Source organism: Nitrincola alkalilacustris, from assembly GCF_008973755.1.
Classification (GTDB): domain Bacteria; phylum Pseudomonadota; class Gammaproteobacteria; order Pseudomonadales; family Balneatricaceae; genus Nitrincola; species Nitrincola alkalilacustris.
Genome location: NZ_WBOM01000001.1, coordinates 110,652 through 137,144, shown reverse-complemented (window position 1 = coordinate 137,144; position 26,493 = coordinate 110,652). Strand labels below are relative to the sequence as shown.

The 26,493-nt window shown below is 56.3% G+C and carries 27 protein-coding genes; 13 read left to right on the top strand and 14 right to left on the bottom strand.

Features of this window, described 5'->3' with window-relative positions; genetic code table 11:
* The first annotated feature begins 33 nt into the window (after positions 1-33).
* From F7R27_RS00655 to hemW, 8 genes are all read left to right on the top strand, one after another.
* On the top strand, positions 34-729 hold the full coding sequence (locus F7R27_RS00655; RefSeq protein ID WP_151702297.1) for a YggS family pyridoxal phosphate-dependent enzyme: 696 nt from the start codon (positions 34-36) through the stop codon (positions 727-729).
* Between the two features lie 44 nt (positions 730-773).
* Positions 774-1,601: a pyrroline-5-carboxylate reductase gene (gene proC, locus F7R27_RS00650; RefSeq protein ID WP_151702296.1), complete on the top strand. Its 828-nt coding sequence runs from the start codon at positions 774-776 to the stop codon at positions 1,599-1,601.
* 110 nt (positions 1,602-1,711) lie between these two features.
* Entirely contained in the window at positions 1,712-2,254 is a 543-nt protein-coding gene (locus F7R27_RS00645) for a YggT family protein (protein WP_151702295.1), read from the top strand.
* A 52-nt stretch (positions 2,255-2,306) separates the two neighbouring features.
* Positions 2,307-3,479, top strand: a complete 1,173-nt coding sequence (gene metX, locus F7R27_RS00640) for a homoserine O-succinyltransferase MetX (RefSeq protein ID WP_151702294.1) — start codon at positions 2,307-2,309, stop codon at positions 3,477-3,479.
* A complete protein-coding gene (metW, locus tag F7R27_RS00635; RefSeq protein ID WP_151702293.1) occupies positions 3,469-4,059 on the top strand; it encodes a methionine biosynthesis protein MetW in 591 nt (196 codons plus the stop codon). The genes metX and metW overlap by 11 nt, the downstream gene beginning before the upstream one ends.
* Before the next feature lie 21 nt (positions 4,060-4,080).
* Entirely contained in the window at positions 4,081-4,530 is a 450-nt protein-coding gene (locus F7R27_RS00630) for a DUF4426 domain-containing protein (RefSeq protein ID WP_151702292.1), read from the top strand.
* 4 nt (positions 4,531-4,534) lie between these two features.
* A complete protein-coding gene (gene rdgB, locus F7R27_RS00625) occupies positions 4,535-5,155 on the top strand; it encodes an RdgB/HAM1 family non-canonical purine NTP pyrophosphatase (RefSeq protein ID WP_151702291.1) in 621 nt (206 codons plus the stop codon).
* Entirely contained in the window at positions 5,152-6,291 is a 1,140-nt protein-coding gene (gene hemW, locus F7R27_RS00620) for a radical SAM family heme chaperone HemW (protein ID WP_206060331.1), read from the top strand. Before rdgB ends, hemW begins: the two co-directional genes overlap by 4 nt.
* Before the next feature lie 24 nt (positions 6,292-6,315).
* Here hemW and F7R27_RS00615 read toward each other — a convergent pair whose 3' ends face one another.
* The 8 genes from F7R27_RS00615 to F7R27_RS00580 form a co-directional block, all read right to left on the bottom strand.
* Positions 6,316-7,056, bottom strand: coding sequence for an HAD family hydrolase (locus tag F7R27_RS00615; protein WP_151702290.1), 741 nt, complete (start codon positions 7,054-7,056; stop codon positions 6,316-6,318).
* Positions 7,053-7,982: a tyrosine recombinase XerC gene (gene xerC, locus F7R27_RS00610; RefSeq protein ID WP_151702289.1), complete on the bottom strand. Its 930-nt coding sequence runs from the start codon at positions 7,980-7,982 to the stop codon at positions 7,053-7,055. Before xerC ends, F7R27_RS00615 begins: the two co-directional genes overlap by 4 nt.
* Positions 7,983-7,992: 10 nt before the next feature.
* On the bottom strand, positions 7,993-8,685 hold the full coding sequence (locus tag F7R27_RS00605; RefSeq protein WP_151702288.1) for a DUF484 family protein: 693 nt from the start codon (positions 8,683-8,685) through the stop codon (positions 7,993-7,995).
* Positions 8,682-9,512 (bottom strand): diaminopimelate epimerase, encoded by an 831-nt coding sequence (dapF, locus tag F7R27_RS00600; RefSeq protein ID WP_151702287.1) that lies wholly within the window; start codon positions 9,510-9,512, stop codon positions 8,682-8,684. The genes F7R27_RS00605 and dapF overlap by 4 nt, the downstream gene beginning before the upstream one ends.
* A gap of 28 nt (positions 9,513-9,540) precedes the next feature.
* On the bottom strand, positions 9,541-10,797 hold the full coding sequence (gene lysA / locus F7R27_RS00595) for a diaminopimelate decarboxylase (protein WP_151702286.1): 1,257 nt from the start codon (positions 10,795-10,797) through the stop codon (positions 9,541-9,543).
* A gap of 8 nt (positions 10,798-10,805) precedes the next feature.
* A complete protein-coding gene (gene lptM, locus F7R27_RS00590; protein ID WP_206060330.1) occupies positions 10,806-10,928 on the bottom strand; it encodes an LPS translocon maturation chaperone LptM in 123 nt (40 codons plus the stop codon).
* 99 nt (positions 10,929-11,027) lie between these two features.
* The gene (locus F7R27_RS00585) at positions 11,028-12,299 is read right to left on the bottom strand and encodes a PAS domain-containing sensor histidine kinase (RefSeq protein ID WP_151702284.1); all 1,272 of its coding nucleotides are present in this window, start codon (positions 12,297-12,299) and stop codon (positions 11,028-11,030) included.
* A gap of 243 nt (positions 12,300-12,542) precedes the next feature.
* Positions 12,543-13,412: a LysR substrate-binding domain-containing protein gene (locus tag F7R27_RS00580; protein ID WP_151702283.1), complete on the bottom strand. Its 870-nt coding sequence runs from the start codon at positions 13,410-13,412 to the stop codon at positions 12,543-12,545.
* A 176-nt stretch (positions 13,413-13,588) separates the two neighbouring features.
* On the opposite strand from F7R27_RS00580, the gene F7R27_RS00575 reads away from it, so the two are divergent.
* Positions 13,589-14,437 (top strand): bifunctional allantoicase/(S)-ureidoglycine aminohydrolase, encoded by an 849-nt coding sequence (locus F7R27_RS00575; RefSeq protein WP_151702282.1) that lies wholly within the window; start codon positions 13,589-13,591, stop codon positions 14,435-14,437.
* Between the two features lie 87 nt (positions 14,438-14,524).
* Here F7R27_RS00575 and nadE read toward each other — a convergent pair whose 3' ends face one another.
* Both nadE and waaA read right to left on the bottom strand, forming a co-directional pair.
* The gene (nadE, locus tag F7R27_RS00570) at positions 14,525-15,361 is read right to left on the bottom strand and encodes an ammonia-dependent NAD(+) synthetase (protein ID WP_151702281.1); all 837 of its coding nucleotides are present in this window, start codon (positions 15,359-15,361) and stop codon (positions 14,525-14,527) included.
* A 47-nt stretch (positions 15,362-15,408) separates the two neighbouring features.
* Positions 15,409-16,683: a lipid IV(A) 3-deoxy-D-manno-octulosonic acid transferase gene (waaA, locus tag F7R27_RS00565; RefSeq protein ID WP_151702280.1), complete on the bottom strand. Its 1,275-nt coding sequence runs from the start codon at positions 16,681-16,683 to the stop codon at positions 15,409-15,411.
* A 139-nt stretch (positions 16,684-16,822) separates the two neighbouring features.
* On the opposite strand from waaA, the gene F7R27_RS00560 reads away from it, so the two are divergent.
* From F7R27_RS00560 to F7R27_RS00550, 3 genes are read left to right on the top strand one after another with little or no spacing between them, the layout of a single operon-like run.
* Positions 16,823-17,857: a glycosyltransferase family 2 protein gene (locus F7R27_RS00560; protein ID WP_151702279.1), complete on the top strand. Its 1,035-nt coding sequence runs from the start codon at positions 16,823-16,825 to the stop codon at positions 17,855-17,857.
* The gene (locus F7R27_RS00555) at positions 17,854-18,225 is read left to right on the top strand and encodes a GtrA family protein (protein ID WP_151702278.1); all 372 of its coding nucleotides are present in this window, start codon (positions 17,854-17,856) and stop codon (positions 18,223-18,225) included. Before F7R27_RS00560 ends, F7R27_RS00555 begins: the two co-directional genes overlap by 4 nt.
* On the top strand, positions 18,222-19,043 hold the full coding sequence (locus tag F7R27_RS00550; protein ID WP_151702277.1) for a ChbG/HpnK family deacetylase: 822 nt from the start codon (positions 18,222-18,224) through the stop codon (positions 19,041-19,043). The genes F7R27_RS00555 and F7R27_RS00550 overlap by 4 nt, the downstream gene beginning before the upstream one ends.
* Here F7R27_RS00550 and F7R27_RS00545 read toward each other — a convergent pair.
* Complete coding sequence (locus tag F7R27_RS00545; protein WP_151702276.1) at positions 19,033-20,535, bottom strand: glycosyltransferase family 39 protein; 1,503 nt, start codon at positions 20,533-20,535, stop codon at positions 19,033-19,035. The two genes, F7R27_RS00550 and F7R27_RS00545, sit on opposite strands and share 11 nt — an antisense overlap.
* Positions 20,536-20,586: 51 nt before the next feature.
* Complete coding sequence (gene msbA, locus F7R27_RS00540; protein WP_151702275.1) at positions 20,587-22,368, bottom strand: lipid A export permease/ATP-binding protein MsbA; 1,782 nt, start codon at positions 22,366-22,368, stop codon at positions 20,587-20,589.
* A gap of 103 nt (positions 22,369-22,471) precedes the next feature.
* Here msbA and lpxL point away from each other — a divergent pair, with 103 nt between their 5' ends.
* Entirely contained in the window at positions 22,472-23,392 is a 921-nt protein-coding gene (lpxL, locus tag F7R27_RS00535) for an LpxL/LpxP family Kdo(2)-lipid IV(A) lauroyl/palmitoleoyl acyltransferase (RefSeq protein ID WP_151702274.1), read from the top strand.
* On the opposite strand, the gene asnB is transcribed toward lpxL, so the two are convergent.
* Together asnB and F7R27_RS00525 are read right to left on the bottom strand one after the other, a co-directional pair.
* The gene (gene asnB / locus F7R27_RS00530; protein WP_151702273.1) at positions 23,383-25,260 is read right to left on the bottom strand and encodes an asparagine synthase (glutamine-hydrolyzing); all 1,878 of its coding nucleotides are present in this window, start codon (positions 25,258-25,260) and stop codon (positions 23,383-23,385) included. The two genes, lpxL and asnB, sit on opposite strands and share 10 nt — an antisense overlap.
* Positions 25,261-26,382 (bottom strand): glycosyltransferase, encoded by a 1,122-nt coding sequence (locus F7R27_RS00525; protein WP_206060329.1) that lies wholly within the window; start codon positions 26,380-26,382, stop codon positions 25,261-25,263.
* Positions 26,383-26,493: the final 111 nt, after the last annotated feature.

The following is a 26,493-nucleotide window of genomic DNA, read 5'->3' as shown; positions in this document are numbered from 1 at the left end:
GCCCATGCCAATCAGAATAACCAGATAATCATGATGTCAATAATAGCAGAGAAAGTGTCAGAGGTACGCCAGGAGATCAGTCGATGTGAGCAGCTGGCAGTGCGCGAGCCCGGCTCTGTCACGCTACTGGCCGTGAGCAAAACACGCAAGAGTGACGAGTTGCGCGAGGCCTATGCGGCAGGACAGCGCCTTTTCGGCGAAAACTATCTGCAGGAAGCCCAACAGAAAATGCAGGAGCTGTCAGATCTGCCGCTTGAGTGGCACTTCATCGGCCCGATTCAGTCGAACAAGACCCGACCGATCGCCGAAGCATTTGACTGGGTTCACAGTGTGGATCGCTTCAAGATAGCCCAGCGTTTGTCTGAACAACGTCCGGCGGACAGGGGCGACCTGAACATCTGTCTGCAGGTCAATATCAGCGATGAAGCCAACAAAGCCGGCTGCAGCGAAGCAGAAACCTCAGTACTGGCCGAACAGATCGCTGCTCTGCCGCACCTGCGTCTGCGTGGCCTGATGGCGATTCCAGAAGCCACAGACGATCCGGCAACGCAGCGTCAGGCATTTGCCCGTATGAGGGCTCTTTTTGAGCAGGTACGAGAGCGTGTTCCAACGCTGGATACTCTGTCGATGGGCATGTCGGGTGACCTGGAGGCCGCCATTACGGAAGGCTCAACGATGGTCAGAATCGGTACCGCCCTGTTCGGCCCTCGTCTCAAAACCCGTACTTGAGAACGTGATAGATATCGAAACAGATAGATCTGAAGGAAATCATTGTGAATCAGCACCCCACCATCAGTTTCATCGGCGCCGGAAACATGGCCCGCGCCATCATCGGCGGCCTGCTTAAAAACGGTTATCCCGCCGACCACATCTGGGCTGCAGCACCCAATGCCGACAAGCTGGCCGATCTCAAGGCACAGGGCCTGAAAACCACTGCTGACAGCCACGCAGCGGTCGCTGCCTCGGATATCGTGATTCTGGGTGTCAAACCTCAGGTGATGAGGCAGGTCTGTACCGAACTGAGTCAGACGCTGTCGAATCGCAAACCGCTGCTCATATCCCTGGCAGCAGGTGTCACCATCTCCTCCATGACACGCTGGATCGGTACCCCAATACCCACCGTGCGCTGCATGCCCAATACGCCCTCGCTGGTACAGACGGGTGCCAGTGGCCTGTTTGCCAATGATCTGGTCAGCCAGCTGCAGCGCGAACAGACAGAGCAGATCCTCGGCGCCGTCGGTATCACCGTCTGGGTTTCACAGGAGAGCGAAATAGACGCCGTCACCGCTGTCTCAGGCTCCGGCCCTGCCTACTACTTCCTGATGATGGAAGCAATGATTGATGCTGGCGAGGCCCTGGGGCTGAGTCGGAAAACCGCCAAAGCCCTGGCACTGCAAACTGCAGCCGGGGCCGCCCGCATGGTTCAGGAAACTGGTGAGGAGCCAGCAGAGCTGCGTCGTCGTGTCACCTCTCCCAAGGGCACAACCGAACAGGCGATTCTCAGTTTTCAGGCCGACGGGCTGGATACTATGGTGCTGCGCGCCCTGACCGCCTGCCGTAATCGTGCCATAGAACTGGCGCAGGAGATGGATAAAGCCTGAGCCGGTTCATTCGTAACGTGAAAGCCACTATACTCTGACCAGAATCCGTGGCTTTATAGCCAGGGCCAGCACATAGACGGTCGCTCAACCCGCTGACTACAGGAACTATCATGGGACAGGATCCAATTATTTTAATCGTGCGCACGATCGGTGAGATTTTTGCCTTTATTGCCATCCTTCGTTTTCTGCTGCAGGCAGTCAAGGCAGACTATTACAACCCCATCTCTCAGGCTGTGGTCAAGATCACGCAAGTACCGATGGCGCCGCTGCAGAAGATGGGCCTACGCATCCGGGGCCTTGATTTTTCACCGCTTTTGCTGGCATTTCTAGTGAAAGTGCTGGCTTTTGCCATCATTTTCCTCTATCTGGGTGCTGGCTTTCCGTTACCCTCGATCGCCATTTTCTCAGCAGTGGGTGTGTTCAGTAATATCCTGACCATCCTGTTCTGGGCCACCATCGGCTCCGTCATCATCAGCTGGGTAGCGCCGGGCAACCCTCATCCGGCCCCCCAGATACTGCTGCAGTTGACCGAGCCGCTTTATGCCATCGTCCGCAAGGTGATTCCTCCCATTGGTGGACTCGACCTGTCGCCGATCGTGATTCTGCTGGGGATTCAGCTGATTCAGTCGCAGCTGGCCAGATTTCTGGTGTAGTACAGGCAATACAGCAACCGAACACCGCTCCGACAGCTAATAGAGAAGTCTGATGCCAACAGTCATACCCGAAGACTCAGTCGGTCTGATTAAACCTCAGACCCTGCACTTTGACGCCCCACTTGAACTCGCCTGTGGACGGACACTGGATGCCTATGATCTGGTGATTGAAACCTATGGCGAGCTGAATGCCGAACGCAACAATGCGGTGCTGATCTGCCATGCCCTGTCCGGACATCACCATGCTGCCGGTTATCACAGCATGGAAGACAGGAAACCCGGCTGGTGGGACAGCGCCATCGGCCCCGGCAAAGCGATCGACACCAACCGTTTTTTTGTGGTGTCTCTGAACAACCTCGGTGGTTGCCATGGCTCCACCGGGCCGCGCAGCACCAATCCCGCGACAGGCAAACCCTTTGGCCCCGACTTTCCAATCGTTACGGTGATCGACTGGGTCAACAGCCAGGTGCGCCTGGCTGATCGTCTGGGTATCCAGCAATGGGCGGCGATTGTCGGTGGCAGCCTGGGCGGCATGCAGGCGATGCAGTGGGCGATCAGCTTTCCCGAGCGGTTACGCCACTGTGTCATCATTGCCGCTGCTCCGCGTTTGTCGGCACAGAATATCGCCTTCAACGAGGTGGCACGCCAAGCGATCAGCAAGGACCCGCAGTTCCATCAGGGCCATTACTACGAAGAGGAGGTGGTACCCAAAACCGGCTTGATGCTGGCCCGCATGATCGGCCATATCACGTATCTGTCGGAAGATGGCATGCGTGAAAAGTTCGGACGTGAGCTGCGCGACGGCAAAATCAACTTTGATTTTACACCGCAGTTTGAGATCGAGTCCTACCTGCAGTATCAGGGCGAGCAGTTTTCCACTGCCTTTGATGCCAACACTTATCTGCTGATGACCAAGGCACTGGACTACTTTGACCCGGCCGCTGATTATCAGAACGATCTGACCCAGGCCCTGAGCCATGCGAGCTGCCGCTTTTTTGTTGCCTCTTTCACTACTGACTGGCGCTTCTCGCCGGAACGCTCACGCGAGATAGTGGATGCGCTGGTGGATGCCGGAAAGGACGTCTGCTACACCGAGATAGACGCAGCACACGGCCATGATGCCTTTCTGATACCGATACCCCGCTATATGGAAGTCTTTCAAAGCTATATGAGCAGAGTGGCAAATGATTTCAGCCGCCATGAGGAGGCACGTCATGCGGGCTGATCTGGAAATCATCCGGGACTGGATAGCACCCGAATCCCGTGTTATCGATCTGGGCTGTGGCGATGGCGAACTGCTGAGCCATCTGGTTGCCGAGAAGAAGGTCAAAGGCTATGGCATCGAAATCGATCACGACAATATCACGCGCTGTATCGAGAATGGCGTCAATGTGATCGAGAAGGATATCGATGAGGGGCTGGCGTCGATCCGTAACAACAGCTTCGATACAGTTGTGATGACTCAGGCACTGCAGACCATGCATCGCCCGGATGTGATCGTGGAGGAGATGCTGCGCATCGGCAAGGAGTGTATCGTCACCTTCCCTAACTTCGCCCATTGGCGCGCCCGCGGCTATTTGGCGCTGCGTGGCAAGATGCCGGTCTCCAAATTTCTTTCCTATACCTGGTATAACACACCCAACATCCATTTCTTCACCTTCAAGGATTTTGAGGAACTGTGCGTCGAGCGTAACATCAAAATACTGCAACGCACCGTTGTGGATCATGCGCATCGTGACCGCTGGTGGATACACCTGTGGCCCAATATGCTCGGCGAGATAGCGATCTACCGGATTACCCGATAACGTTTGTGGAGATTTAGCATCATGTTTACACGAATTGGCAGCCGCCTGCTGCTCCTGCTGTCATTGCTGATTCCTGCCATGACCGCTCAGGCCGATAAGATGATCAGTGATGATCGTTATGAGATCCACTACAATGCCTTCTACTCCACCTTCCTGCTACCGGAAGTGGCACAGCGCCACAACCTGACACGCTCCAATGTTCGCGCCATGCTGAACGTGACGGTGCTGGAGAAGCAGTCCGACGGTACCACTCGCGTGGTGGCTGCCGATGTTAACGGACAGGTATCGAACCTGCTGCAGCAACAGCAGACACTCAATTTTGTCGCGATTGAGGAAGCCAACGCACTCTACTATATCGGTGATTTTCGCATCACCAATGACGAACAGCTGACGATCAACCTGACGGTGCGCCCTGAAGGTGCGCCCTCAACCTATCGTATCCGCTTCGAGCAGACCTTTTATACGGACTGAGAACATGCCTGCACACAGCATCAGCAAACTTGTACTGGCCAGCAGCAATGCCGGCAAACTGAAGGAGTTCAGCGCCCTGCTGGCTCAACTGGATCTTGAGGTAGTGCCACAATCCAATTTCCAGGTGGAAGATGCCGAGGAGACCGGGCTGAGCTTCGTCGAGAATGCCATTATCAAGGCCCGCCATGCGTGCCGGGAGACAGGGCTGCCGGCACTTGCTGATGATTCCGGCCTTGAGGTGGATGCTCTGCAGGGGGCCCCGGGGATCTACTCGGCGCGCTTTGCCGGCCAGGGAGCCGGAGTCACAAAAAACAATCAAAAGCTGCTTGAGTCACTGGTCAATGTTCCTGATGCCGAGCGCACCGGGCGTTACCAGTGCGTGCTGGTATTCATGCGCCATGCTGAAGATCCAGTGCCGCTGATCTGCCAGAGCTTTTGGGAGGGCGTGATACTGCGTGAAGCGCGTGGAGAGGGTGGCTTCGGCTATGATCCACTCTTCTTTATCCCGGAACTTGGCATGAGCGTAGCCGAACTGACACCCGACGTGAAGCATCAGCACAGCCATCGTGGCAAGGCTGCGGCTGAACTGTTGCACGCTCTGAAACAGCAGTTGCACCACGCATGACCCTGCCACCGCTGTCACTCTATATCCACATACCCTGGTGTGTACGCAAATGCCCCTACTGCGATTTCAACTCTCATGCCGTGCGTGACACGCTACCGGAGGCGGAGTATGTCGCAGCCCTGCTACAGGATCTGGAAGATGAGCTGCCCGGCGCTCAAGGGCGTGAGATCCACTCCATCTTCATCGGTGGCGGCACCCCCAGCCTGTTCAGTGCCGATGCAATCGCACGCCTGCTGGATGGAGTCGCACAGCGGATCACGCTGAGTCGCGGGGCTGAAATCACCATGGAAGCCAACCCCGGAACCTTTGAGCAGGAGAAGTTTGCCGGATTTCGTCGTGCCGGTATCAATCGCCTGTCGCTCGGCATCCAGAGCTTCAATGATGCCCAGCTCAAGGCGCTGGGCAGGATTCACAATGCTGGGGAAGCTGTGCGTGCGGCAGGACAGGCGCGCGAGCTGTTTGACCGCCTCAATCTGGATCTGATGCATGGCCTGCCGGGTCAGGATATCGCCGGTGCCGAAGCCGACCTGCAGCAGGCGCTGGACCTGAACCCGGATCACCTTTCCTGGTATCAGCTGACTATCGAGCCCAATACCGAGTTTCATGCCCGCCCACCCCAGCTACCGATTGATGAAGCTCTCTGGTCGATACAGGAACTGGGGCAGAACCTGCTGGCTGATTCCGGTTTTGAGCAGTACGAGATCTCTGCCTATGCACGCGAAGGGCAGCAGAGTCGTCATAACCTGAACTACTGGGAGTTTGGCGACTATCTCGGCATAGGTGCCGGGGCGCATGGCAAAATCAGTCAGTCGCAGGATGGACAGCTCAAGATTGTGCGCCGCCATAAAGCCCGCCAACCCAAAGCTTATCTCACACCTCAGGAACGACTGGCTGGCGATACACAAGTGCGTCAGGAGGAGCTGGCCTTTGAGTTCATGCTCAATGTGCTGCGCCTGACGCAGGGTGTTGCATCTGATCTGTTACAGACGCGCACTGGCCTGACACTGGAGAGCCTGCAACCGCAGTTGAGCCTGGCACGCCAGCGCGGCTTGCTGGAGGAGGATACGCGCCGCCTGCAACCAACACAGCACGGGCGCCTGTTTCTGAATGATCTGCTGGAGATGTTTCTGGATTAAGCCGTTTTCAGCTATCGCCTGCGGTTAAAATCTGATCCGCTTCTGCGCTTGCTGCAGGATTTTATCCACCATAGCATCAATCTGATCCAGACTGGTCACCTCTGCATCCGCTTTTTTCTGCCCGGCAGGCCAGTTCAGGGCGCCGTCCAGATTGACCCAGATGGTCCACATGCCAACCTTCTGTGATCCCTCGACATCATTCACCGGATGATCACCGATATGGATCACCTGCTCGGCTTGTAGCGAGGCATGCTCCAATGCCTTCTCGAACATCAGCGGATGCGGCTTCATCTGGCCGACCTGATCGGCATTGAACTGAAAATCGAACAGATCACCGATCCCGGTACGTTTCACTTCCGCATTGCCATTGCTCAGCGCTCCCAGCTTGAAGCCTCTGGCATGCAACCCTTCCAGCATCGCCCGAGCATGGGCAAACAGCTCCACCTGATGGCGGGCTTCAATAAACACATCCATCGCCTGACTCGACAGGGCACTGGCCTCAAACTCTGTATAGCCGCACTGCAGCATCCCCTGCTCCAGCAGCTTCAAACGAATCAACGTCACGCTATGGCTGATCTCTGGATGGCGCTCAAGCAGTTGTCGACGCATCTCCGAGCCCTCCACCAGATCCGCCAGAATAAAGCGGTCCGTGTATTGGGCTGCATTCTCTGTCAGCCAGTCCCACAGCGAACGGTTGGCCAGCTCTATCACGGGATCGACCGCCCAGAGCGTATCGTCCAGATCAAAGGTTATGGCTTTAATCATGATTTTTTCCGCCTTGCTCGAGGGTGAGATTGCTCATACACCGTCATCAAATGTTGAAAGTCCAGGTGAGTATAGATCTGTGTCGTACTGATATCCGCATGCCCCAGCAACTCCTGCACCGCGCGCAGATCACCGCTGGATTCCAGCAGATGGCTGGCAAAGCTGTGGCGCAGACGATGCGGGTAGACACGTCCCTGCGTATCGGTCGACTCACCTCGCTGACGTAGCCGCTGCTCCACCGAGCGCACACCCAGACGTCGGCCATAGCGTCCGACAAACACCGCTGATTCCTGCGGTTTGGCCAGCAGTGCCCGCTCGCTGAGCCAGCGATCCAGCGCACTCAGCGCCATGCGACCGATCGGCAGACGTCGGGTTTTATTCCCCTTACCCGTCACAGTCAGAATGGCATCGCCGAGATCCAGATCCTTCAGGTTAAGACTGACCAGTTCTGAAACACGCAGGCCTGAGGAGTAAATCAACTCCATGATCGCCTGATCACGAATCAGCAACGGATCATCAATCTGACTGCCTTCAGCTCCATTACCATTGCCATCAAGCAGGCTGCCGATCTGATCCACATCCAGCGTTTGCGGCAGGCGTTTACCCGATTTCGGGGCCTGAATCGCCAGCCCAGGATTATCCGTAACCAGGTTCTCACGCAGTAGATAACGGTAAAAGGTGCGCACGGCCGAGAGCAGACGGCGCAGACTGCGGCCAGACAACCCCTGCCCATGCAAGCCGGCTACCGCTCGGCGCAGGTCAGCCTCTTTCAGCGTTGACCAGTCACGATTGTCACAGCGCTGCAGCTCTTCGCTGAGCTGCATCAGATCACGCCGATAGTTGGAAAGGGTATGGGGAGAGAGCTGCCGCTCAGAAGCCAGATAGCGCATGAAGTTATCCAGCCACTGTGCTTCAGACACGGCCATCACATCATTCTCACGATTTTTTCAGTATCTGGCTCAGCACGCGGCTCAGCACTTCGCCAACGTAGCTCAGGAACAAAGTACCCTGACTGCTCTGAAAGTAATCCGGGTCAAAACTGCCGATCGCCAGCAACCCCAGGGTTTCACCCTTGACCAGTGGCACCACGGCGGCCGACTGCACCCGCACGGCCTGGTCCTGGAACAGAAAGCGGTTCATCGCCTCACTGAGTTGTCCACAGCTGGGCAGACTGGTTTCGATCAGTGGCTGCACAATACTGCAGTCGGCACGCGACAGCATGCGGATATTATTGACCACCACCGGATTGTCGCTGAACAGCAGCAATGAGGTGACATCACCATAGAAATCCTGACACAGACTCTCTTCAATCGACACTGCCACATCATCCAGAGTGGATGACTCCAGCATCGACAGCACCATGCGCTTGGTCTTTTCAAACTGGCCGTCATTATGTCGTGCCACTTCGATCAGATCTGTCAGATGCTTGTGCAGCAGTTGATTGCGCTCACGCAACAACGATGTCTGCCGCTCAACCAGAGAGATGCTGCTGCCGCGTTGATGTGGCACATATAGTTTTTCCAGCAGGTGAGCATGCTCCTTGAAGAAGTCGGGATGCTCGGCCAGATAGTCGGCTACCTGCCGGGCATCAAGACCCTCAGGTGAGATAAGATCCGCCTGGTCACTCATATGTAGATCTGCCCTTCATAAACTGTTGTGGCCGGACCGGTCATGATAACCGGCTCGCCCTCTCCTTTCCATGCGATCTCCAGCTCACCACCGGTCAGATGAACCCGCACCTTCTCCGCCAGCAAGCCACGCAGACGCCCTGCCACGACAGCCGCACAGGCGCCAGTGCCACAGGCGCGAGTTTCACCGGCTCCGCGCTCAAACACACGCAAGCGGATCTCTTCCGGTGACAGCACCTGCATGAAGCCGACATTGACCCGCTGTGGGAAGCGCGCATGGCGCTCAATCTGAGGCCCCAGTGTTGTCACTGGCGCTGTCTCGACATCCTCCACCAGCAACACGGCATGCGGATTACCCATTGATACCGCGCTGATCTCAAAGGTCTGATCACCCACTTCAAGCGGATAACTGACACTTTGCCGCTCGGCCGCAAAGGGGATTTCGACCGGATTCAATCGTGGTGCCCCCATATCAACCTCGACCTGACGATCCTCACGGATACGCAGGATAGCCTGGCCCTGAGAGGTCTCGACACTGATCTCCTGTTTCGCGGTCAGGCGCTTGTCACGCACGAAGCGGGCAAAACAGCGCGCGCCATTGCCGCAGTGCTCCACTTCAGAACCGTCAGAATTATAGATACGGTAACGAAAATCCTGATCCGGCCGGGTCGGAGGCTCAACCAGCAGCAGCTGATCAAAGCCGATACCGGTATGCCGATCCGCCAGACGGCGTACCAGTTGTTCATTCAGTCGCACACGTTGAGACACGGCATCAATGACCATGAAGTCATTGCCAAGACCGTGCATTTTTGAAAATCTAACCAGCATTACGCTCTATACCTCAACATCAGCCACCTCAACGATCACCAGGCAGTAACTGTTCGCCACGCATCAGATCACTCAGGCGCTCACGCTCACGCACCAGATAGACCTGGTCATCATCCACCATCACCTCGGCCGGACGCCCGCGCGTGTTGTAGTTAGAGGCCATCACGAAACCATAAGCACCCGCCGAACAGACCGCCAGCAGATCACCTGCCTGCAGATTCAGCGCACGATCCTTACCCAGAAAATCGCCGGTCTCGCACACCGGGCCAACCAGATCCCAGGTCAGGGTTTCCCCCACTTCGCGCAGTTCAACCGGCACGATCTCCTGATAGGCACCATAAAGAGAGGGCCGGATCAGGTCATTCATCGCGCCATCAATGATCGCAAAATGCTTGTCACCATTGCGCTTCAGATATTCAACCCTGGTCAGCATGACGCCCGCATTCGCGGCAATCGAACGCCCCGGCTCAAAAATCAGCTTGAGCGGGCGATCACCCAGATGCGCCAGCACCGCTTCAATATAGGCCTGAGGTGTTGGCGGCTCCTCATCGGTGTAGCAGACACCCAGGCCACCACCCAGATCCAGATGATGAATCGTGATGCCATCCTCAGCCAGCTCATCCAGCAGTATCAGCAGACGATCCAATGCATCCAGGAAAGGTGTGATCTCGGTTAACTGACTGCCGATATGGCAATCCATTCCCACGATCTCGACCGCCGACAGCGAAGCCGCATGGCGATATACCTGGCGTGCGACATCAATACTGATCCCGAACTTGTTCTCCTTCAGGCCGGTGGAGATATAAGGGTGAGTACCGGCATCCACATCCGGATTGACGCGAAAAGAGACACGCGCCACCTTGCCCATCTCGGCCGCAACAGCGTTGACCCGCTCCAGCTCCGCCTCAGACTCGATATTGAAGCACAGAATATCCAGTTCCAGCGCACGCTTGATCTCATGCGACTGCTTACCCACGCCCGAGAACACCACCTTGGACGGCTCGCCACCGGCACGGATCACTCGCTCCAGTTCACCCAGCGATACAATATCGAACCCTGCGCCCAGACGTGCCAACACATTCAGCACTGCCAGATTGCTGTTGGCCTTCACGGCGTAGCAAACCAGTGCATCGCGACCTTCCAGCGCATCGGCATAAGACAGATACGCCCGCTCCAGTGCATCACGAGAATAGACATAAGTCGGCGTACCAAACGCCTCAGCCACCCGGCTCAGCGACACCTCTTCGCAGTGCAGATGCCCGTTGTAATACTCAAAACTATCCATTATCTCTCTCATTCCGCCTGTTCTGTAGGCGATTCCTGATCAGGAAGATACAGTGGGCCTTTCTGACCACACCCACCGAGTACGGCCAGAATCATCAAACCCAGCAGCAGTGCTGGCCAGCGGCTTTTCACGATCGACATCCTTCAGCAGACTATTAAGTAACCGCTGATTATAACCTCAGCTGGGGGCAGATGTGTAAGGTTAGATGTATAAGCCTGAAACCTACCCGCCTAATGTGGCTGCGGCAGGCTGATAATGAACTCTGCGCCCTGCCCCGGTGTGCTCTTGACAGTCAAAGTGCCTTTCAGCACCACCGTGACCAACACATGCGCCACAAAAAGCCCCAGGCCATTACCGGGTATTGACATGGATAATTTGAAAAAAGGCTCAAAAATCCTGTTCAGATCGGGCAGATCCAGCCCCTTGCCATTATCTTTGAAAACCAGGTCAACCCGCCCATTCCCTTGTGCAGACGCACTGATCTCTATAGATGCCGGCCCATGATCCCGTTGAAATCCGTGCTTGAAAGCATTATCAATCAGTTTATCCAGTACCCGGATCAGGGCCGTGCGAAAGGTAAGGATGCTCAGGTTCTTATCTATATCTACGCTGATACCAACCTTTCCGGATAACAGTTGGGATCGATGCAGTACTATCCATTCATTAACAAGGTCATGTAAATCCAGTTTTTGCTGTCCCTGATTGTCTTGATCGCAGCTGATCTCCTTCAGACTGCTGACCAGCTCGGTTGAGCGCTGCAAACCCGACAACACCAGACCAGTTCCTTCACAGGCGTAATCAACCTGCTGAATCAACTTCGAACGGGTCAACCTTTCAGGAATATCCTCACGCAACTGGTTAAGTTCTGCCTGCACACTGCTTGCAGCCGTGATGGCATTGCCTAAAGGGGTATTAAGCTCGTGCGCAATGCCCATCACCATCTGACCCAGCGCCGCCATTTTGGATGATTGTATCAACTCATCCTGTGTATGTCGCAGGTGCTGCAAGGCCGAACTCAACTCGGCCGTGCGCTCTTCTACCTTGTGTTCCAGAAAATGGTTCAGTTCTGACAGTCGTCGCTGCATCTGGTAGGTGAGTGTGATGTTATCATAGACAATGATTGTCAGACGCCAACCTCCCATATCATGCACCACACCGGACACGCTCACCAGAAAAGGTGTGCCATCCATTCGGCGTTGCCATACTGCAAAATCATTCACCCAGCCGGACTCATAGAGCTGGGTCACAAACCTGTGCCGGTCATCCATGGAGAGCCACCATTTGAAGTCCTTCCCGGTTTTAGAGAGCACCTCCTGTTGAGATATACCAAACTGCGCTTCCCAGGCTGGATTAACCGCCAGGGTTGGAAAATCACCCTCTACGGCTTCTGCCAGCAGCATGGCTCTTGGTGAGGCATCGAATACAGCTCGCCCCATGCGATCCAGTGGTTCAAATACCTGATGGCGAGCAGACGTGACAACCCGCTTCGCACGTTTGATCATGGCGATAACCTCGCAGCCGGTGCTCCTGCAAACATCAGCCAGCCTGACATTCTTTTCTCTGAATATGAATAAGCAAGATCAAGTATAGGCTGAGTCAGTGGATTCACCCACCCGAAGTCTGAGGTAGTCAGCAGCCATCAAAGCCTGATGAGCTCAACTCAGCTGACGGGATAACACGCATGCAACAGCACCGGCTCAACCCCTGGCCATCGGGAGTAACACCAGTATGCAAGTAGGAAGGAATTATCTCAGGAACATTTCCTCGCATGCCCCGATCAGTTCATCAGCCAACATCTTGTCATAGGCTGATAACTGCGACTGGGCGTGCAGGGTCAACTCCAGATCAGCCACCTGTGGCAGGCCGTCGGTCTCATCCAGAATACGATGTTTGGCTGTGACCAGCCTTTTCGGCAACAGGGAGATGCCAAGACCCGCTTCCACGGCGCAGCAGACACCGGACAGACTGGTGCTGACATATGCCAGGCGCCAGCTGCGACCCAGACTATCAAAGGTGTGTGCCATCTCACTGCGATACAGGCCGCCAATCGGGAAGGTCACCAGTGGAATCGGATCGCGTTGCAGATTGTTGCCCTCCAGACTGTCGATCCAGCACAAGGGCTCAGGCCAACTGGCCAGGCCCGGTTGGCTGTTCTGGCGCTGCTTGACCAGTGCCAGATCGAGTTCATTGCGCTGAAACTCACGCCAGATATCGCTGCACATGCCGCTCTTGACCTCCAGGCGGATACCGGGATAGCGGCGGGAGAAGTCGGCCAGGGTCGGCATGATGGCGTGGGTGGCAAAATCCTCAGGCACGCCCAGGCGAATCTTCTGCTGCTCGACACTCAGACTGGTCTGGGAGACCGCCTCGACCATCAAGTGCAGAATCCGCCGTGCATAGCTGAGTACCCGCTCCCCTTCCAGGGTCGCTGTAACATAGCGCCCCTTACGGTGCAGCAGTTCACAGCCGATCTGGGATTCAAGCTTGCGCACCTGCTGGCTCACGGTAGACTGGGTCAGATGTGTGCTTTCGGCGGCACGGGTGAAACTGCCGGTTTCTACCACTGCCACAAAGCTTCGCAGCAGCACTGGGTCGAGGGTTGTGTTCAGATTCATCGCAATCTTTCAGTGGTTTTCCCACTGGCTCTCATTCAATTATTTAATTTATAAATCAATTGAACCTGCACTACAATGATTGTGTACAAAATTAACTGAAACAGGAAACGATCTGCTGGCGCGATGCCAGACCCGACATTTCTGTTGAATGATTCCTGTTGCAAGAGGACAACGACATGGCCCGTAACACCTATTACGCCCCGAAAGGTGGTCACCCACCCCAGACACAACTGCTGTCTGATCGTGCAGTCTTTACCGAAGCCTACGCCATCATTCCCAAAGGTGTACTGCGCGATATCGTCATCAGCTATCTGCCCTTCTGGGACAAAACCCGTTTGTGGGTCATTGCCCGCCCCATGACCGGCTTCTCCGAGACCTTTTCACAATACATCGTTGAGGTATCTCCCGGTGGCGGCAGCAACAAGCCTGAGCTGGACCCGGGTGCAGAAGGTGTGTTGTTTATTGTTGAAGGCGAGCTGACACTGACACTCGAAGGCAAGCAACACATTATGGAACCAGGTGGTTATGCCTTTATCCCACCCTCCAGCGACTGGCACGTGCGCAACAACACTGATACGCCTGTGCGCTTCCACTGGCTGCGCAAGGCGTATGAGCATGTGGAGGGTATTGATGTACCGGAAGCCTTCGTCACCAATGAAAATGACGTCGAGCCTATCCCGATGCCCGGCACCAACAATGCCTGGGTCACCACGCGATTTGTGGATCAAAGCGATATGCGTCACGACATGCATGTGAATATCGTGACCTTTCAGCCTGGTGGAGTGATCCCATTTGACGAAACCCATGTCATGGAGCACGGCCTGTATGTGCTCGAAGGCAAGGCGGTGTACCACCTGAATCAGGATTGGGTTGAGGTCGAGGCCGGTGATTACATGTGGCTGCGCGCCTTCTGCCCACAGGCCTGCTATGCCGGTGGTCCAGGTCCCTTCCGCTACCTGCTGTACAAGGATGTGAACCGGCATATGAAGCTGACGGCATCGCTGCCACAGCACTCTTATCGATAAGTCTGCCAGAAGCTGTTTACGATCGTAGACAGCTTCTTAACCTTGCCATGTCTTCCACTCCAGACCCTTCATGCTCTTCAGCAGCGCTTACTGCTCATCATACAGAGTCGGAATCGGGCGACGTTTATGCTGAGTGCGCTGGTAGATGTAAATCAGCTTTTCGCTGACCTCCGGCTCAACCAGACGTCCCTCCAGGAAGTCATCTATCTGATCGTATCTCAGCCCCAGTGACTCTTCATCAGTCTTCTGCGGACTAAGTGACTCAAGATCTGCGGTTGGCGCTTTATCGATCACATGAGCAGGTGCACCCATTGTTCTGGCCAGCAGCCGGACCTGTCGCTTATTCAGCCCAAACAGCGGCGCCAGATCACAGGCACCATCACCATATTTGGTGTAAAAGCCGGTGATATTCTCAGCCGAGTGATCTGTCCCCAGTACCAGACCATCCAGCATACCGGCTATCTCATACTGAATCGTCATGCGGGTACGGGCTTTTGTGTTACCTTTGACAAAATCCTGCTTGCCAGGATCCTGTGGCAACAGGCCCTGCCCCACCAGAGCAGCACTGGTCTGGTCATGAATGGCATCTGCGCCCGGCTGAACATTGACCGTCAGGGTATGTGATGGCTGGATAAAGTCGATGGATGCCTGAGCATCTGCCTCATCAGCCTGAGTGGAATAGGGCAGGCGTACCGCAACAAACCGATATCGTTCGTGATGTTCCTGATTCAGCTCATCCACAGCCAGTTGTGCCAGCCGCCCCAGCGTACAGGAATCTATCCCGCCACTGATACCCAACACCAGAGTATTCAGGCCGGAGTGAAGCAGATGAGATTTGATGAAATTGACCCGGCGGGTAATCTCGAATTCAGCGTCGATATCGGGTAATACCCGCATCTCCCGGATAATCGCTTGTGCGTCCATACTGCCCTCTTCAGTGATCATGATGTGACTTGATCATATAAAAAATGCTACCTGTGCATGAGTGGCTGCAGCAGAGCGACAACCCGCTCCACCGCGCCGGTATTGCTGGCGACATAATCCGCTGCATGCTGCCCGGCGAGTTGTGCCTGATCGGGCATCTGCAACCAGAGCTTGAGCTGCCGGGTCAGATCATCGTCGTCAGCTACCTGCACCAACCCACCTGCAGCGGCCAACCCGGTACAGATTTCAGCAAAGTTGAAGCAGTGACGACCCATGATAACCGGTTTGCCCAGCAATGCAGGTTCAAGTGGGTTATGCCCACCCCGCTCAATAAAAGCCCCGCCTACCAGCGCAATATCGGCGGTTGCGTAGTAGGTCATCAGCTCCCCCATTCTATCGACCAGCAGCAGTTTTGTCTGCGCTTCAATCTCTGTGGAATCACTGATTCGCTGAGCTGTTTGACCGCTGGCCAGACAAAGCTCCCAGACCGGCTCGAAGCGCTCAGGATGGCGTGGCACAAGAATCAGCAGCAAGGTCGGGAAGTCCTGCTGCAACCGCGTGAAGACCTGCAGTAATAGAGCTTCCTCTTCCTCATGCGTGCTGCCCGCCACCAGCACAGGTCGCTGCTCACCCCAGGTTTGCTTCAACTCTCTCGCACGCCTGAGCCAGCCAGCATCTATCGCAGCATCGAACTTTATACTGCCAGTGACCTTGAGCCGATCGGCAGGCAGCCCAAGGCGCATGAAGCGCTCGCCATCGGTGGCGTTCTGCACGGCAACGCTATCGATCTGCCGGAGCATCGATCGGGTAAGCGTACCGATGCGGGCATACCCCCTTGCCGAGCGTTCCGACAGGCGCGCATTGGCCAGCAGGGTCGGGATACCCTGCCGTCGACACTGCCTGAGCATATTGGGCCAGAGCTCTGTCTCGATAATCACACAGGCGCGTGGTTGTGTCTTTTTCAGAAAGGATGACAATGCCCAGGGCAGATCATAGGGACAATAACGGTGCTCAACCTGATTGCCGAACAACGCCCTGACCCGCTCCGCACCGGTCGGTGTCATGGTGGTTATCAACAGAGGTAACTCTGGAGAGGCTTGTAACAGATGACGGATCAGTAATGACGCCGCCTGTACCTCCCCTACTGAAACAGCATGTATCCACAGAGGAGCCTGGGTTTCGGATCTCAGAGGAGGGGTGATACCAAAGCGCTCACCAATCCGCTCACGATAAGCCGGGGCTTTGCCACCGCGCCAGTAGAGTCGCAGCAATATCGCCGGCAACAGCAGGTGAAACACTAAGGTGTAAAGCCAGCGCGACATGCATCAGTTCCGCTTGAATCATGAATCGGTTGCTTGAAAAATGGCGTATAGTTTAGCATCTTCACGCGACAGCGTTTAAACTTGCAGCCTGTTATCGATTTTTTGTCATTCCATCCAGCAGGAAACACCGGACCCACTGATGCCAGACAGCCAACAACAGCCCAGCATTACCTGCATTCTGCCTGCTTTTAATGAAGCAGCCAACCTGCAGATCCTGATCCCGCAGTTAACGGAGTATCTGCCACGGCTGTCTGCCCGTTTTGAAATACTGGTGGTTGATGATGGCAGCCGGGACGATACGGTTGAGGTGGTCAGAATGCTGGCTGAAACCTACCCGGTATCGCTGCTCTGCCTGTCACGCAACTTCGGCAAGGAGGCCGCGATGAGCGCGGGCCTTGATCATGCCGAAGGTGATGTTGTGATTCTGATGGATTCCGACCTGCAGCATCCGATCGAGATGCTGGAGGTGTTCTTTCAGCACTGGCAGCAAGGCTATGAAATGGTTTATGGCGTGCGTGCCGACCGCTCGGATGAGGGGAGAATCAAGCGCAGCGTCACCAATCAATTTTATCGCCTGTTGAGCCAGAGTGCTGATGTCAGCATCGAGCCCAACGCCGGTGACTTCCGCCTGATGGATAAAAAGGTGGTGCGAGCCCTGCGTTCTCTGCCCGAGCGCAAGCGCATGATGAAGGGTCTGTTTGCCTGGGTTGGCTTTCGCAGCATCGGCATCCCCTTCAAGGTCAACCCACGCTACAGCGGGCAGACAAGCTTCGGCCTGCGACGTCTTTCCTCGCTGGCACTGACCGGCATCACCGCCTTCAGCAGTGCCCCGTTGCGTATCTGGATGGTGATCGGGGCCTGCATCTCGTTTCTGGCCTTCGCCTATGCCATGACGATCATCCTCAGCACACTGATTCTGGGTACCAGAGTGCCGGGATGGCCAACACTGATCGCCAGTATCAGTTTTCTCGGTGGTATTCAGCTACTCTCGGTGGGTGTGCTGGGCGAATATATCGCGCGTATTTTCTCGGAAGTCAAAGGGCGCCCTGTCTATCTGATCTCCGATTATGAGCGCCATGCAGGTGCCGAAAACAACTCTGACGCGGCTCCCCAGGAAGCGCCCAAGTCGGCACCTATGTCAGCACCCGAGAAGGCACCCGGCAAACCCTCATGATCGCTCAGGTACTGCGTTTTTCCGGTGTCGGCATTCTGGCACTGATCGTACACTGGCTGGTGGTCGTGCTGCTGGTACCCTTTGGCATGGCTCCGTTGCTGGCGAATGTGGTTGCCTTTCTGGTGGCGTTCAATGTCAGCTACTTCGGCCATCGCCGCCTGACCTTTCAGGCAGACGGGCTGGAACACAGCCGCACCCTGCCCCGCTTTGCCAGTGTTGCGCTGGCAAGCTTTGCCGTCAACGAAACGAGCTATGCGCTGCTGCTGCACTTCACACCGCTGCGCTATGATCTCGCCCTGCTGCTGGTGCTGGGAGGCGTTGCCGTAATGACCTTTATCCTCAGCCGCTTCTGGGCCTTCGCACCATGAGTAGTTCTGAACAGCCACGGCTGAAACCTGTCGTGCTCTGCGCCGATGATTTCGGCATGAGTCCAGCAATCAACCAGGGCATCCTGAGTCTTTGCCGCGCCAGACGCCTGAGTGCTGTCAGTTGCATGACAGACATGCCCAGCTGGCAGCAGGATGCAGCCTCACTATTGGAACTGCGCGGACCTGTCAGCATCGGCCTGCACTTCAATCTGACCGAGGGGTCTGCGTCAAAAAAGCTGCCCCAATTGATGCAACATGCACTGACGGGGCGTATTGAAAAGGTCTGGGTGAGCACACAACTGCGTCGCCAGTTGGATGTTTTTGAAGCCACAACCCACTCGATACCCGACTTCATCGATGGCCATCAGCATGTCCATATCTTCCCCGGCATCCGTGATGTACTGCTGGCTGAGCTGGACTCACGCTATGCCGACAAAGCCCCGTGGATACGTCAGGTTCGTCCCGATATGAGTGGACATGACGCGCGCCTCAAGGCAATGATTATTCAACTGATGGGGCGAGGTTTTGCACAGGCTGTCGATCGGTATCCAGGACTCAAACTCTCTGGCGAGTTTGCCGGGCTCTACTCACTGCAGCCTGATACTGATTTTGCCGCACTGCTGCAAGGCTGGCTGAAGCAACTACCAGCCGGTGGCCTGATCATGTGTCACCCAGGTGAAGCAGATCCAGACCAAGTGAAAGGGATGGCGCTGACACGTCACAAAGAATTGGCCTTTCTGGCCAGTGACGCCTTTGCCGAACTGTTGCAGCAGTGCCAGGTCAGGCTCAGCCCAAAACCCCAGTTGATCACTCTTTGACTTCAGCAGCACACACAATCTGAGGCGAAACCACCCCCCAGTTGATCAACAACGGTGCCTCACCTTGTCTCCACTCAAGCTGCAACTGGCCAAATGCATCCGGCGCGGGCAGATCTTCAAACATGGCCGGCACACTGGCATCAGATGACTGCCACACCAGCAGCACGCCCTGTTGTTTTATCTGCTGCTCCTTCAGCCAAGGGGATAGCGCCAGATCACCCTCGATCAACACGCTGGGGCGCCCCTCGGCACGCAGCGATACAAGACCGGCAAGCCAGTAATCCCCCGCGACGATAGCGATCGCATCACACCCTGTAACCTCTCGCCACTGCTGCTGGACTCCATCGGCCAGCGCCCTGTCGGGCCAGGCGGTGCGCGAAGGTTTGGATTTATACTGATTACCGATAATCGCCGCCAGCCCATAGAGCAACAGCAGCACACCCAGCCAGATCGCCGTCACACGCCACAGCCTGTGTGCCTTGTCTTTCAGCACCTCTGGTTTCAGATAGCTGACCAGTAGCAGCCCTGACAGATTCCACATCGGGGTGCCCCACATATCGCGCAGACCCATGCCTGTCAGCAGTGCTGCCAGTGCGGTCAGCAGTGCCGGTCCCAGCGCCAGCATCAGCAGAAAATCACGATCGGCTCCATCACTACGACTTTGTCGCGCCCAGAACCCTCTGCGCAGCAGTCCCGCAGCCGCCAGTATCAACAGCAATGGCAGATGATCCAGCAACTGCACACTCAGGAACTTCAGCGGCATCGTGATATGTGTCACCCATGAGCCACTGGCTGCGGTCGAGCGATCACGCGCATACTGCAACGGCAGAAACTCATGTTCGATCAACCAGAGCAAATGCGGCAGAAACACCAACAGCAGCACCAGCAGCGACACTGCCACCTGCCAGGAGAGAATCCGCCTGCGATACTCACCACGAAGCAGCATCAGCAGGAACATGCTCGCCACCAGCACCGCAATCACATACTTGGTCAGCAGGCCAAGCCCGACCACCAGCCCGAGCAGCGCCCAGTCACGATAACGGTTTTCATGCAGCGCACGATGGAAGAAGTAGACAGCCGCAGCCCAGATCGGCATCTGAGCGATATTGTGATTGAACTCAGGTGTCGGCCAGGTGAAGTAATAGACACCATAGAGCAGCAGGACGCCAACCAGCGCCAGCTCCCGGTCGAAAATACGACAGCCCAACAGATAAACGAACAACAGGGTAAGCAGAATCGCCAGCTGACTGAGCAGGTAAGGGCCGAGCCCACCGACAAGCTCAAAGCTGAGATTGACCAGCCAGGCCGGCAAAGGGGGGTGTTTGTAGTATCCCCACTGCCACTCCTGCCCCCAGAAGATCCCCTCGACAACATCCAATGGCAAAGTGGGATGGATCAGCCAGGGCAGCAGCGTCCAGAGCAGAGCATTGGCCAGCAGCAGCCAGAGCAGCAGTCCCGACAAGGGCTGTGTTCGCGTCCCTGCTACACTCATGACTCCATCCCCTCCACCAAAACGACAGGCGTACTCATTCTGCAGCGAAGATCAGGTCGCAGGGACCGGCGGCGTATCGTTGAACTGCATCCGATAGAGCATCGCATACACGCCATTATGGCTGATCAGATCGGCATGTGTGCCGGACTCAACGATCCGCCCATGTTCCATCACAACGATCTTATCGGCCTGCTCTACGGTTGAGAGTCGGTGAGCAATCACCAACGTGGTACGATCCTGAATCACATGCTCCAGCGCCTGCTGGATATAGCGTTCGGATTCGGTATCCAGTGCTGAGGTCGCCTCATCCAGAATCAACAGTGGAGAGTCTTTCAGTATCGCCCGCGCAATCGCGATTCGCTGCCGCTGACCACCGGACAGCAGCACGCCATTCTCGCCAATCACCGTATGCAGCCCCTCGGGCAGGCGATCGGTGAACTCCGTGACGCGCGCCGCATCAGCGGCCAGTTTGATCTGCTTGGGAGTGGCACCAGACAACGCACCATAGGCGATATTCTCAGCAATGGTACCCTCAAACAGCACCACATGCTGATTCACCAGCGCGATCTGATTGCGCAGACTTTTCAGGGTGTAGTCCGACAGCGGACGATCATCCAGACAGATCACCCCTTGTTCCACATCGTAAAAGCGTGGCAACAGGCTGACCAGTGTCGACTTGCCGCTGCCGGAACGCCCGACCAGTGCAACGGTTTGCCCCGGTTCGATCACCAGATCGATCTCCTTCAGGGCATCTTCACTGCTCTTGGGGTAACGGAAGGAGACGTTCTTGAACACCAGACGACCAGCAGTTTCTTTCAGTTCGATACTGCCGCTGTCCATCTCGGGAAGCTCATCAAATAGCTTGAAGAAACTCTCCGCGGCCGCGATCCCCTTCTGCACCATGCTGTTGATCTCGGTGAGCTGACGGATCGGTTTCGCCATCAGAGAAGCCGCTGAGATAAAGGCGATAAACTCACCGGTGGTCATCGCCTCCAGCAGGCTGGGTGCCATGGCGATATAGGTCAGCATCGCCACAACCGACGCCACCAGCATCTGCACGACCGGAGTCGAGATAGATTGCGTGACCACCATCTTCATGAACTGGCGACGATTGCGCTCCGATACACGATTGAAACGCTCGCGCTCCGATTCGGCTCCGCCGAAGATACGCACCACCTGATAACCCTTGATCGCTTCGGAAGCAGCCGAGGAGATATCGCCGACCGAGTCCTGAATACCATGACTGAGGCGGCGCAGGCGCTTGGAGGCCAGCGCAACCACGCCACCGACCAGCGGTGCGATCAGCACAAACAGCAGGGTCAGCTTCCAGTTCAGATACATCATGTAGCTGAACAGGCCGATCACGGTGAAGCCTTCACGGATACCCACTTTCAATGCATCTGTAGCAGCGCCGGTGACCTGTTCAACGTTGTAGGTCAGACGTGACAGCAGTTCACCGGAGGAGTGCTTCTGATAAAAGGCACAGGGCAGCACCAGCAGATGATCAAACATCTGACAGCGCAGACGATTGACCAGTGCACGCGCCACATAGGCGATACCATAGTTGCCGAGAAAAGTGCCGATACCACGCACGGCAAAGATCAGAATGATCCCGATCGCCAGGTTTGCACGATGATCCAGTTGTCCACTCTCGATGGCATCAACAAAGTATTCCAGCCATTTCGCGGCCGCTGTCTGTGAAGCGGCATAAATGATAAACCCCACAATACTAAGGCTGAACATCAGCCATTCGCGCTTAATGTATGTCAGCAGACGGCGATAAACTGCCCAGCTACTGCTGTCGACGGCGCTCTGAGCCTGATCTTTTTGCATGCAACTCCTCAGTATTCATCCACATACGGGCTGGCCATTATACCTGCACCTTGGCAGGATATCAGGTTAGAATAACGCAACATTATCCTGTATCCGAAAGCTGATGTCGCTTGTGAGTCAAAACAAACCCGCTTCTCTCTATGCACCCCGCCACTGGCCGACCTGGATCTGGATCGGCTTGCTGCGCCTGATAGCCCTGTTGCCCTATGGTGTTCAGCTCAAAACTGGCCGATCACTGGGAGTCCTGCTCTACCATCTGGCGCGGCGTAGGCGTCATATCACCGAGGTGAATCTGCGCCTGTGCTTCCCTGAGCTGGATCAGGCCGCCCGCGACAAAATGGCCCGTGAGGTGTTTATCCACAACGCCATCGGTGTGATGGAGGCCGGGATGGCCTGGTGGGCACCGAAAGAGTGGTTTCGCGAGCGGACACAGATCAAGGGTTGTGAACATCTGGATGCGGCCCTGAAACAGGGACGCGGGGTGATTCTGCTCGGTGCGCACTTCACCGCACTGGATCTGGGTGGCGTGCTGCTCGGCTTCTACTATCCGTTCAACACCATGTACCGGCGCCACAACAACCCCGTGCTGGAAGCTGTGATCGACAAGGGCCGGAGCCGCACCTCCAACACAATCGAGCGCTCCAACCTGCGTCAGGTGCTGCGCGCGCTGAGAGCCAACGAGATCATCTGGTATGCGCCGGATCAGGATTTCGGGGCGCATCAGTCGGTCTATGCACCCTTTTTTGGTGTTCAGGCTGCCACGATTACCGCCACCAGTCGTCTGGCAAAGCTGAATCAATCACCGATTCTGATGGCTTCACAGCATCGTCTGCCGGATAACCGTTACGAGGTGGAGATCTTTCCCCTTATTGAGCCCTTCCCGACTGGTGACGATGTTGCCGATGCGACCCGTATCAATCAGGAGATAGAGCGAGCGATCCGCAAGGACCCTGCCCAGTACATGTGGGTGCATCGGCGCTTCAAGACCCACCCTAAGGGTAAGAACTATTTATATCAAAAGTGATCCAGCAACCAGCTGATCGGTTCGACGATCTCTGGTGGCCGTTGAGGTGTGCCTTCGATATACAGACGTGACCAGATCGCCAGTTGGATAAAGGCCGCCAGCGGTTCGACCGCCCGTTTGTCCCCCTGCTGTTGGCGCGCAATCAGCTTTTTGACTGCTGCAGGGGTGGTGATCTGCATCAGCAAAGCCGAACCTGTCAGCGCGCTGAGCAGTGCATCCGCCGGCAGTGCCTGCAACCAATCACGCACAGGCACAGTGAATCCTTTTTTACGCCCCTGTTGCGCGGCGCTCTGCAGATTCTGCTCCAGCCAGCGGCGCGGAATGATCTTGCCGATCCTGCCCTGACGTTTCAGCTGATCCGGTAACGACAGACCGAACAGCACCAGCCGATGATCCAGAAACGGCACACGTCCCTCAACGCCATAGGCCATCAGCATTCGATCCGCCTTGACCAGCAGATCATCAACCAGCCAGGTCTGCATATCCACCGCCTGCATCCGCGTCATACTGTTCTGGGCGCCCTGCTGCTGCCAGTGCAGAATGAAGGGGTCGCGCCAGGGTGTCATATGCTGCTGACGCCAGGCTGACTGCAACAGGCCAGCATTGGCCCCCTTACTGAAACGACCACGGGTACGAAAGCCTCCGCTGCCCGGCGCTCTGGCCGCCAGCAACCAGCGCTGCAGACGCGGCATGCGATAGCGGCCATAACCGGCAAACACCTCATCCCCTCCCTCACCACTCAGCACCACCTTGTGCGAGGCAGACGCCTGCTGTGCCAGCGCCAGTGTCGGCAGATTGGCAAAATCGCCCATCAGCTCATCGCCAGCCCAGATGGAGAACACCAGCCGGTCAAACAGTCGCACCGGATCACTGCGGATCAGTTCAAGCTCCACTCCGGTCGCCTGAGCAATCAACTGTGCCTGACTGGCTTCATCATGCACCGACTGAGTCTCGAAGCCGAGGCTCCAGGCACGCGAGCCCTTTTCACCTGCCCCCAGCCTAGCCCCAGCCCGTTGCAGACTTCTGGCCAGAATGCTGGAATCCACACCGCCTGACAGAAACAGGCCTACCGGCACATCCGAGCGCAAGTGCTCGCACATCGACTGCTGCAGCAGGTGATCAAAGGTTTCCACTGCATCTGTCTCGGAGCCGGTGAAATCTGGCTGAGCTTCCAGCGCCTGCGCCATATCCCACCAGCGCCCTTCGCTGAACCGCCCCTGTGCATCCAGGCGCAGAAAGCCACCGGGCGGCAGGCGCCGGATCCCCTCGATCGCAGTATCATCACCTGAACTGAAATTGATCTGCAGAAAGCGCGCCAGCGCATCGCCATTGGCCTGAGGCGATCTGTCCAGCATCGGCAACAGCGCCTTGATCTCGGACGCAAAAGCCACGCCGCCATTGATCAGGCTGTAATAGAGTGGCTTGATACCAAAGCGATCACGCACCAGCAGCAGGCTGCGCTGCTGGCGGTCAAACAGAGCAAAGGCAAACATGCCGTTCAGTTGTGAGCAGAAGCGCTCCGGATACTCAAATGCATTCGCATGAGACTGATAGAGTGGCAGCACCACTTCGCAGTCGGAGCCTGTCAGAAAACGGGCCCCCTGAGCGATCAGGCCGGCGCGCAACTCAGGGTGGTTGTAGATCTCACCATTGGCCACCAGCACCGCCTGCTGATCTGCAGCATGCAGCGGCTGACGGCCATGTTCGAGATCGATGATCGACAGACGGGTATGCAGCAACGCCAGATCGCGGTCGATAAACTGCCCCTCTCCATCCGGCCCGCGATGCTGCAGCGCGTCCAGAATCGCACGGGTACGAGAGGTATCAACCGCCCGCCCCGGTGTATAGATTCCCGCAATACCACACATTCAGCGCTGACCTGCCAGCAGTTGCTGATACAGCTCGCGGTAGGCACCGACGATCACCTCCTGGCTGAAGCTCGTCTTAAGTACCTGTTGCCCGGCATCGATCAGCGCTTCCCGCTCTGCCGGTGTCGACATCAGCAGGACCTGCATCGCATCGGCCATCTCCTGTGCCTGATCTATATCGACCAGCAGGCCACTACGACCCTCCTCAATCAGCTCCAGTGCACCATTGGAGCGGGTACTGACTACCGGCACACGGTTTGCCCAGGCTTCCAAAATCACATTGCCCAGCGGTTCATGACGCGAGGGGCAGACAAAAATATCAGCCAGAGCAAACGAGGGGATCGCATCCCGCTGCCAACCGGGCAGATGAATACGTGATGCCGCCGCAGACTGCGCCACCTGCGCATCCAGTTCGGAACGCAGCGGCCCCTCACCGGCGATCAGCAGATGCAGCGGACGACCATCCAGCTCAGCCGGAAGCTTTTCAAATGCGTAGATCAAGGTATCGAACCCTTTATTCTCATGCAGTCGTCCGAGTGCAAAAATCACCCGTGCCTCAGCAGGCAGTCCCAGACTTTGACGCAAAGCATCCACTTCAGCCTGTTCAGCGTCACGCGGCTCGGGCACAAAGTTACTGATGAAGTGCACCTTATCCGCCGCCACCCCCTTACGGATCAGATAATCACAGATGCCACGAGTATTGCCCACCAGGGCATGGGCATGACGATACTGAGCCGGATCATAAAAGCCGCCCAGACGGGCAACATGAACCGGCCCTTTGCCAGGGGGCAGATGCACCAGACGGGTGGCGCGCCCCATCCAGGTCTGCACGATATCGGGTTTTTCGCGCCGGATCAGCGAGCGCAGCGCCAGATGGGAGAAGGGATCGAACACACTGCGCATCGGGGCATGCTGCAAGGGCGGAATCAGCGCGGCATTAAGCTCACTTGCCGCTGGTGTTACGGCCGTTGAGGGAATACCACTGCTGTTCAGTGCCTGATGCAGGCGCACGAAAAAACTCTCGGCACCGCCCAGTTTCTTACTGCCGATGATCTGCAGGGTTCTGAACTGGGCTGTTGTAGACTGGGCTATTGTGGACTGGGCCATATTGAACTGGGCCATTACCGGTCTCTCCTGGATGAATCCATTCGCATGAAACGCCAGGCGAACAGATCCCGGCAGGCGCTGCATTATAGCAAAAGGTTCAGCCCTGAGCAGGAGGCTGTCCGAGAA

What these genes read in the sequence shown, in the direction of transcription:
- msbA (WP_151702275.1), bottom strand. Translation starts at nt 22,368, where the DNA reads ATGCAAAAAGATCAGGCTCAGAGCGCCGTCGACAGCAGTAGCTGGGCA.
- asnB (WP_151702273.1), bottom strand. Translation starts at nt 25,260, where the DNA reads ATGTGTGGTATTGCGGGAATCTATACACCGGGGCGGGCGGTTGATACC.
- metX (WP_151702294.1), top strand. Translation starts at nt 2,307, where the DNA reads ATGCCAACAGTCATACCCGAAGACTCAGTCGGTCTGATTAAACCTCAG.
- metW (WP_151702293.1), top strand. Translation starts at nt 3,469, where the DNA reads ATGCGGGCTGATCTGGAAATCATCCGGGACTGGATAGCACCCGAATCC.
- F7R27_RS00525 (WP_206060329.1), bottom strand. Translation starts at nt 26,382, where the DNA reads ATGGCCCAGTTCAATATGGCCCAGTCCACAATAGCCCAGTCTACAACA.
- F7R27_RS00645 (WP_151702295.1), top strand. Translation starts at nt 1,712, where the DNA reads ATGGGACAGGATCCAATTATTTTAATCGTGCGCACGATCGGTGAGATT.
- F7R27_RS00630 (WP_151702292.1), top strand. Translation starts at nt 4,081, where the DNA reads ATGTTTACACGAATTGGCAGCCGCCTGCTGCTCCTGCTGTCATTGCTG.
- F7R27_RS00655 (WP_151702297.1), top strand. Translation starts at nt 34, where the DNA reads ATGTCAATAATAGCAGAGAAAGTGTCAGAGGTACGCCAGGAGATCAGT.
- lpxL (WP_151702274.1), top strand. Translation starts at nt 22,472, where the DNA reads ATGTCGCTTGTGAGTCAAAACAAACCCGCTTCTCTCTATGCACCCCGC.
- F7R27_RS00615 (WP_151702290.1), bottom strand. Translation starts at nt 7,056, where the DNA reads ATGATTAAAGCCATAACCTTTGATCTGGACGATACGCTCTGGGCGGTC.
- F7R27_RS00545 (WP_151702276.1), bottom strand. Translation starts at nt 20,535, where the DNA reads ATGAGTGTAGCAGGGACGCGAACACAGCCCTTGTCGGGACTGCTGCTC.
- F7R27_RS00550 (WP_151702277.1), top strand. Translation starts at nt 18,222, where the DNA reads ATGAGTAGTTCTGAACAGCCACGGCTGAAACCTGTCGTGCTCTGCGCC.
- F7R27_RS00575 (WP_151702282.1), top strand. Translation starts at nt 13,589, where the DNA reads ATGGCCCGTAACACCTATTACGCCCCGAAAGGTGGTCACCCACCCCAG.
- F7R27_RS00605 (WP_151702288.1), bottom strand. Translation starts at nt 8,685, where the DNA reads ATGAGTGACCAGGCGGATCTTATCTCACCTGAGGGTCTTGATGCCCGG.
- F7R27_RS00560 (WP_151702279.1), top strand. Translation starts at nt 16,823, where the DNA reads ATGCCAGACAGCCAACAACAGCCCAGCATTACCTGCATTCTGCCTGCT.
- dapF (WP_151702287.1), bottom strand. Translation starts at nt 9,512, where the DNA reads ATGCTGGTTAGATTTTCAAAAATGCACGGTCTTGGCAATGACTTCATG.
- F7R27_RS00555 (WP_151702278.1), top strand. Translation starts at nt 17,854, where the DNA reads ATGATCGCTCAGGTACTGCGTTTTTCCGGTGTCGGCATTCTGGCACTG.
- waaA (WP_151702280.1), bottom strand. Translation starts at nt 16,683, where the DNA reads ATGTCGCGCTGGCTTTACACCTTAGTGTTTCACCTGCTGTTGCCGGCG.
- hemW (WP_206060331.1), top strand. Translation starts at nt 5,152, where the DNA reads ATGACCCTGCCACCGCTGTCACTCTATATCCACATACCCTGGTGTGTA.
- xerC (WP_151702289.1), bottom strand. Translation starts at nt 7,982, where the DNA reads ATGGCCGTGTCTGAAGCACAGTGGCTGGATAACTTCATGCGCTATCTG.
- F7R27_RS00580 (WP_151702283.1), bottom strand. Translation starts at nt 13,412, where the DNA reads ATGAATCTGAACACAACCCTCGACCCAGTGCTGCTGCGAAGCTTTGTG.
- lysA (WP_151702286.1), bottom strand. Translation starts at nt 10,797, where the DNA reads ATGGATAGTTTTGAGTATTACAACGGGCATCTGCACTGCGAAGAGGTG.
- rdgB (WP_151702291.1), top strand. Translation starts at nt 4,535, where the DNA reads ATGCCTGCACACAGCATCAGCAAACTTGTACTGGCCAGCAGCAATGCC.
- F7R27_RS00585 (WP_151702284.1), bottom strand. Translation starts at nt 12,299, where the DNA reads ATGATCAAACGTGCGAAGCGGGTTGTCACGTCTGCTCGCCATCAGGTA.
- nadE (WP_151702281.1), bottom strand. Translation starts at nt 15,361, where the DNA reads ATGGACGCACAAGCGATTATCCGGGAGATGCGGGTATTACCCGATATC.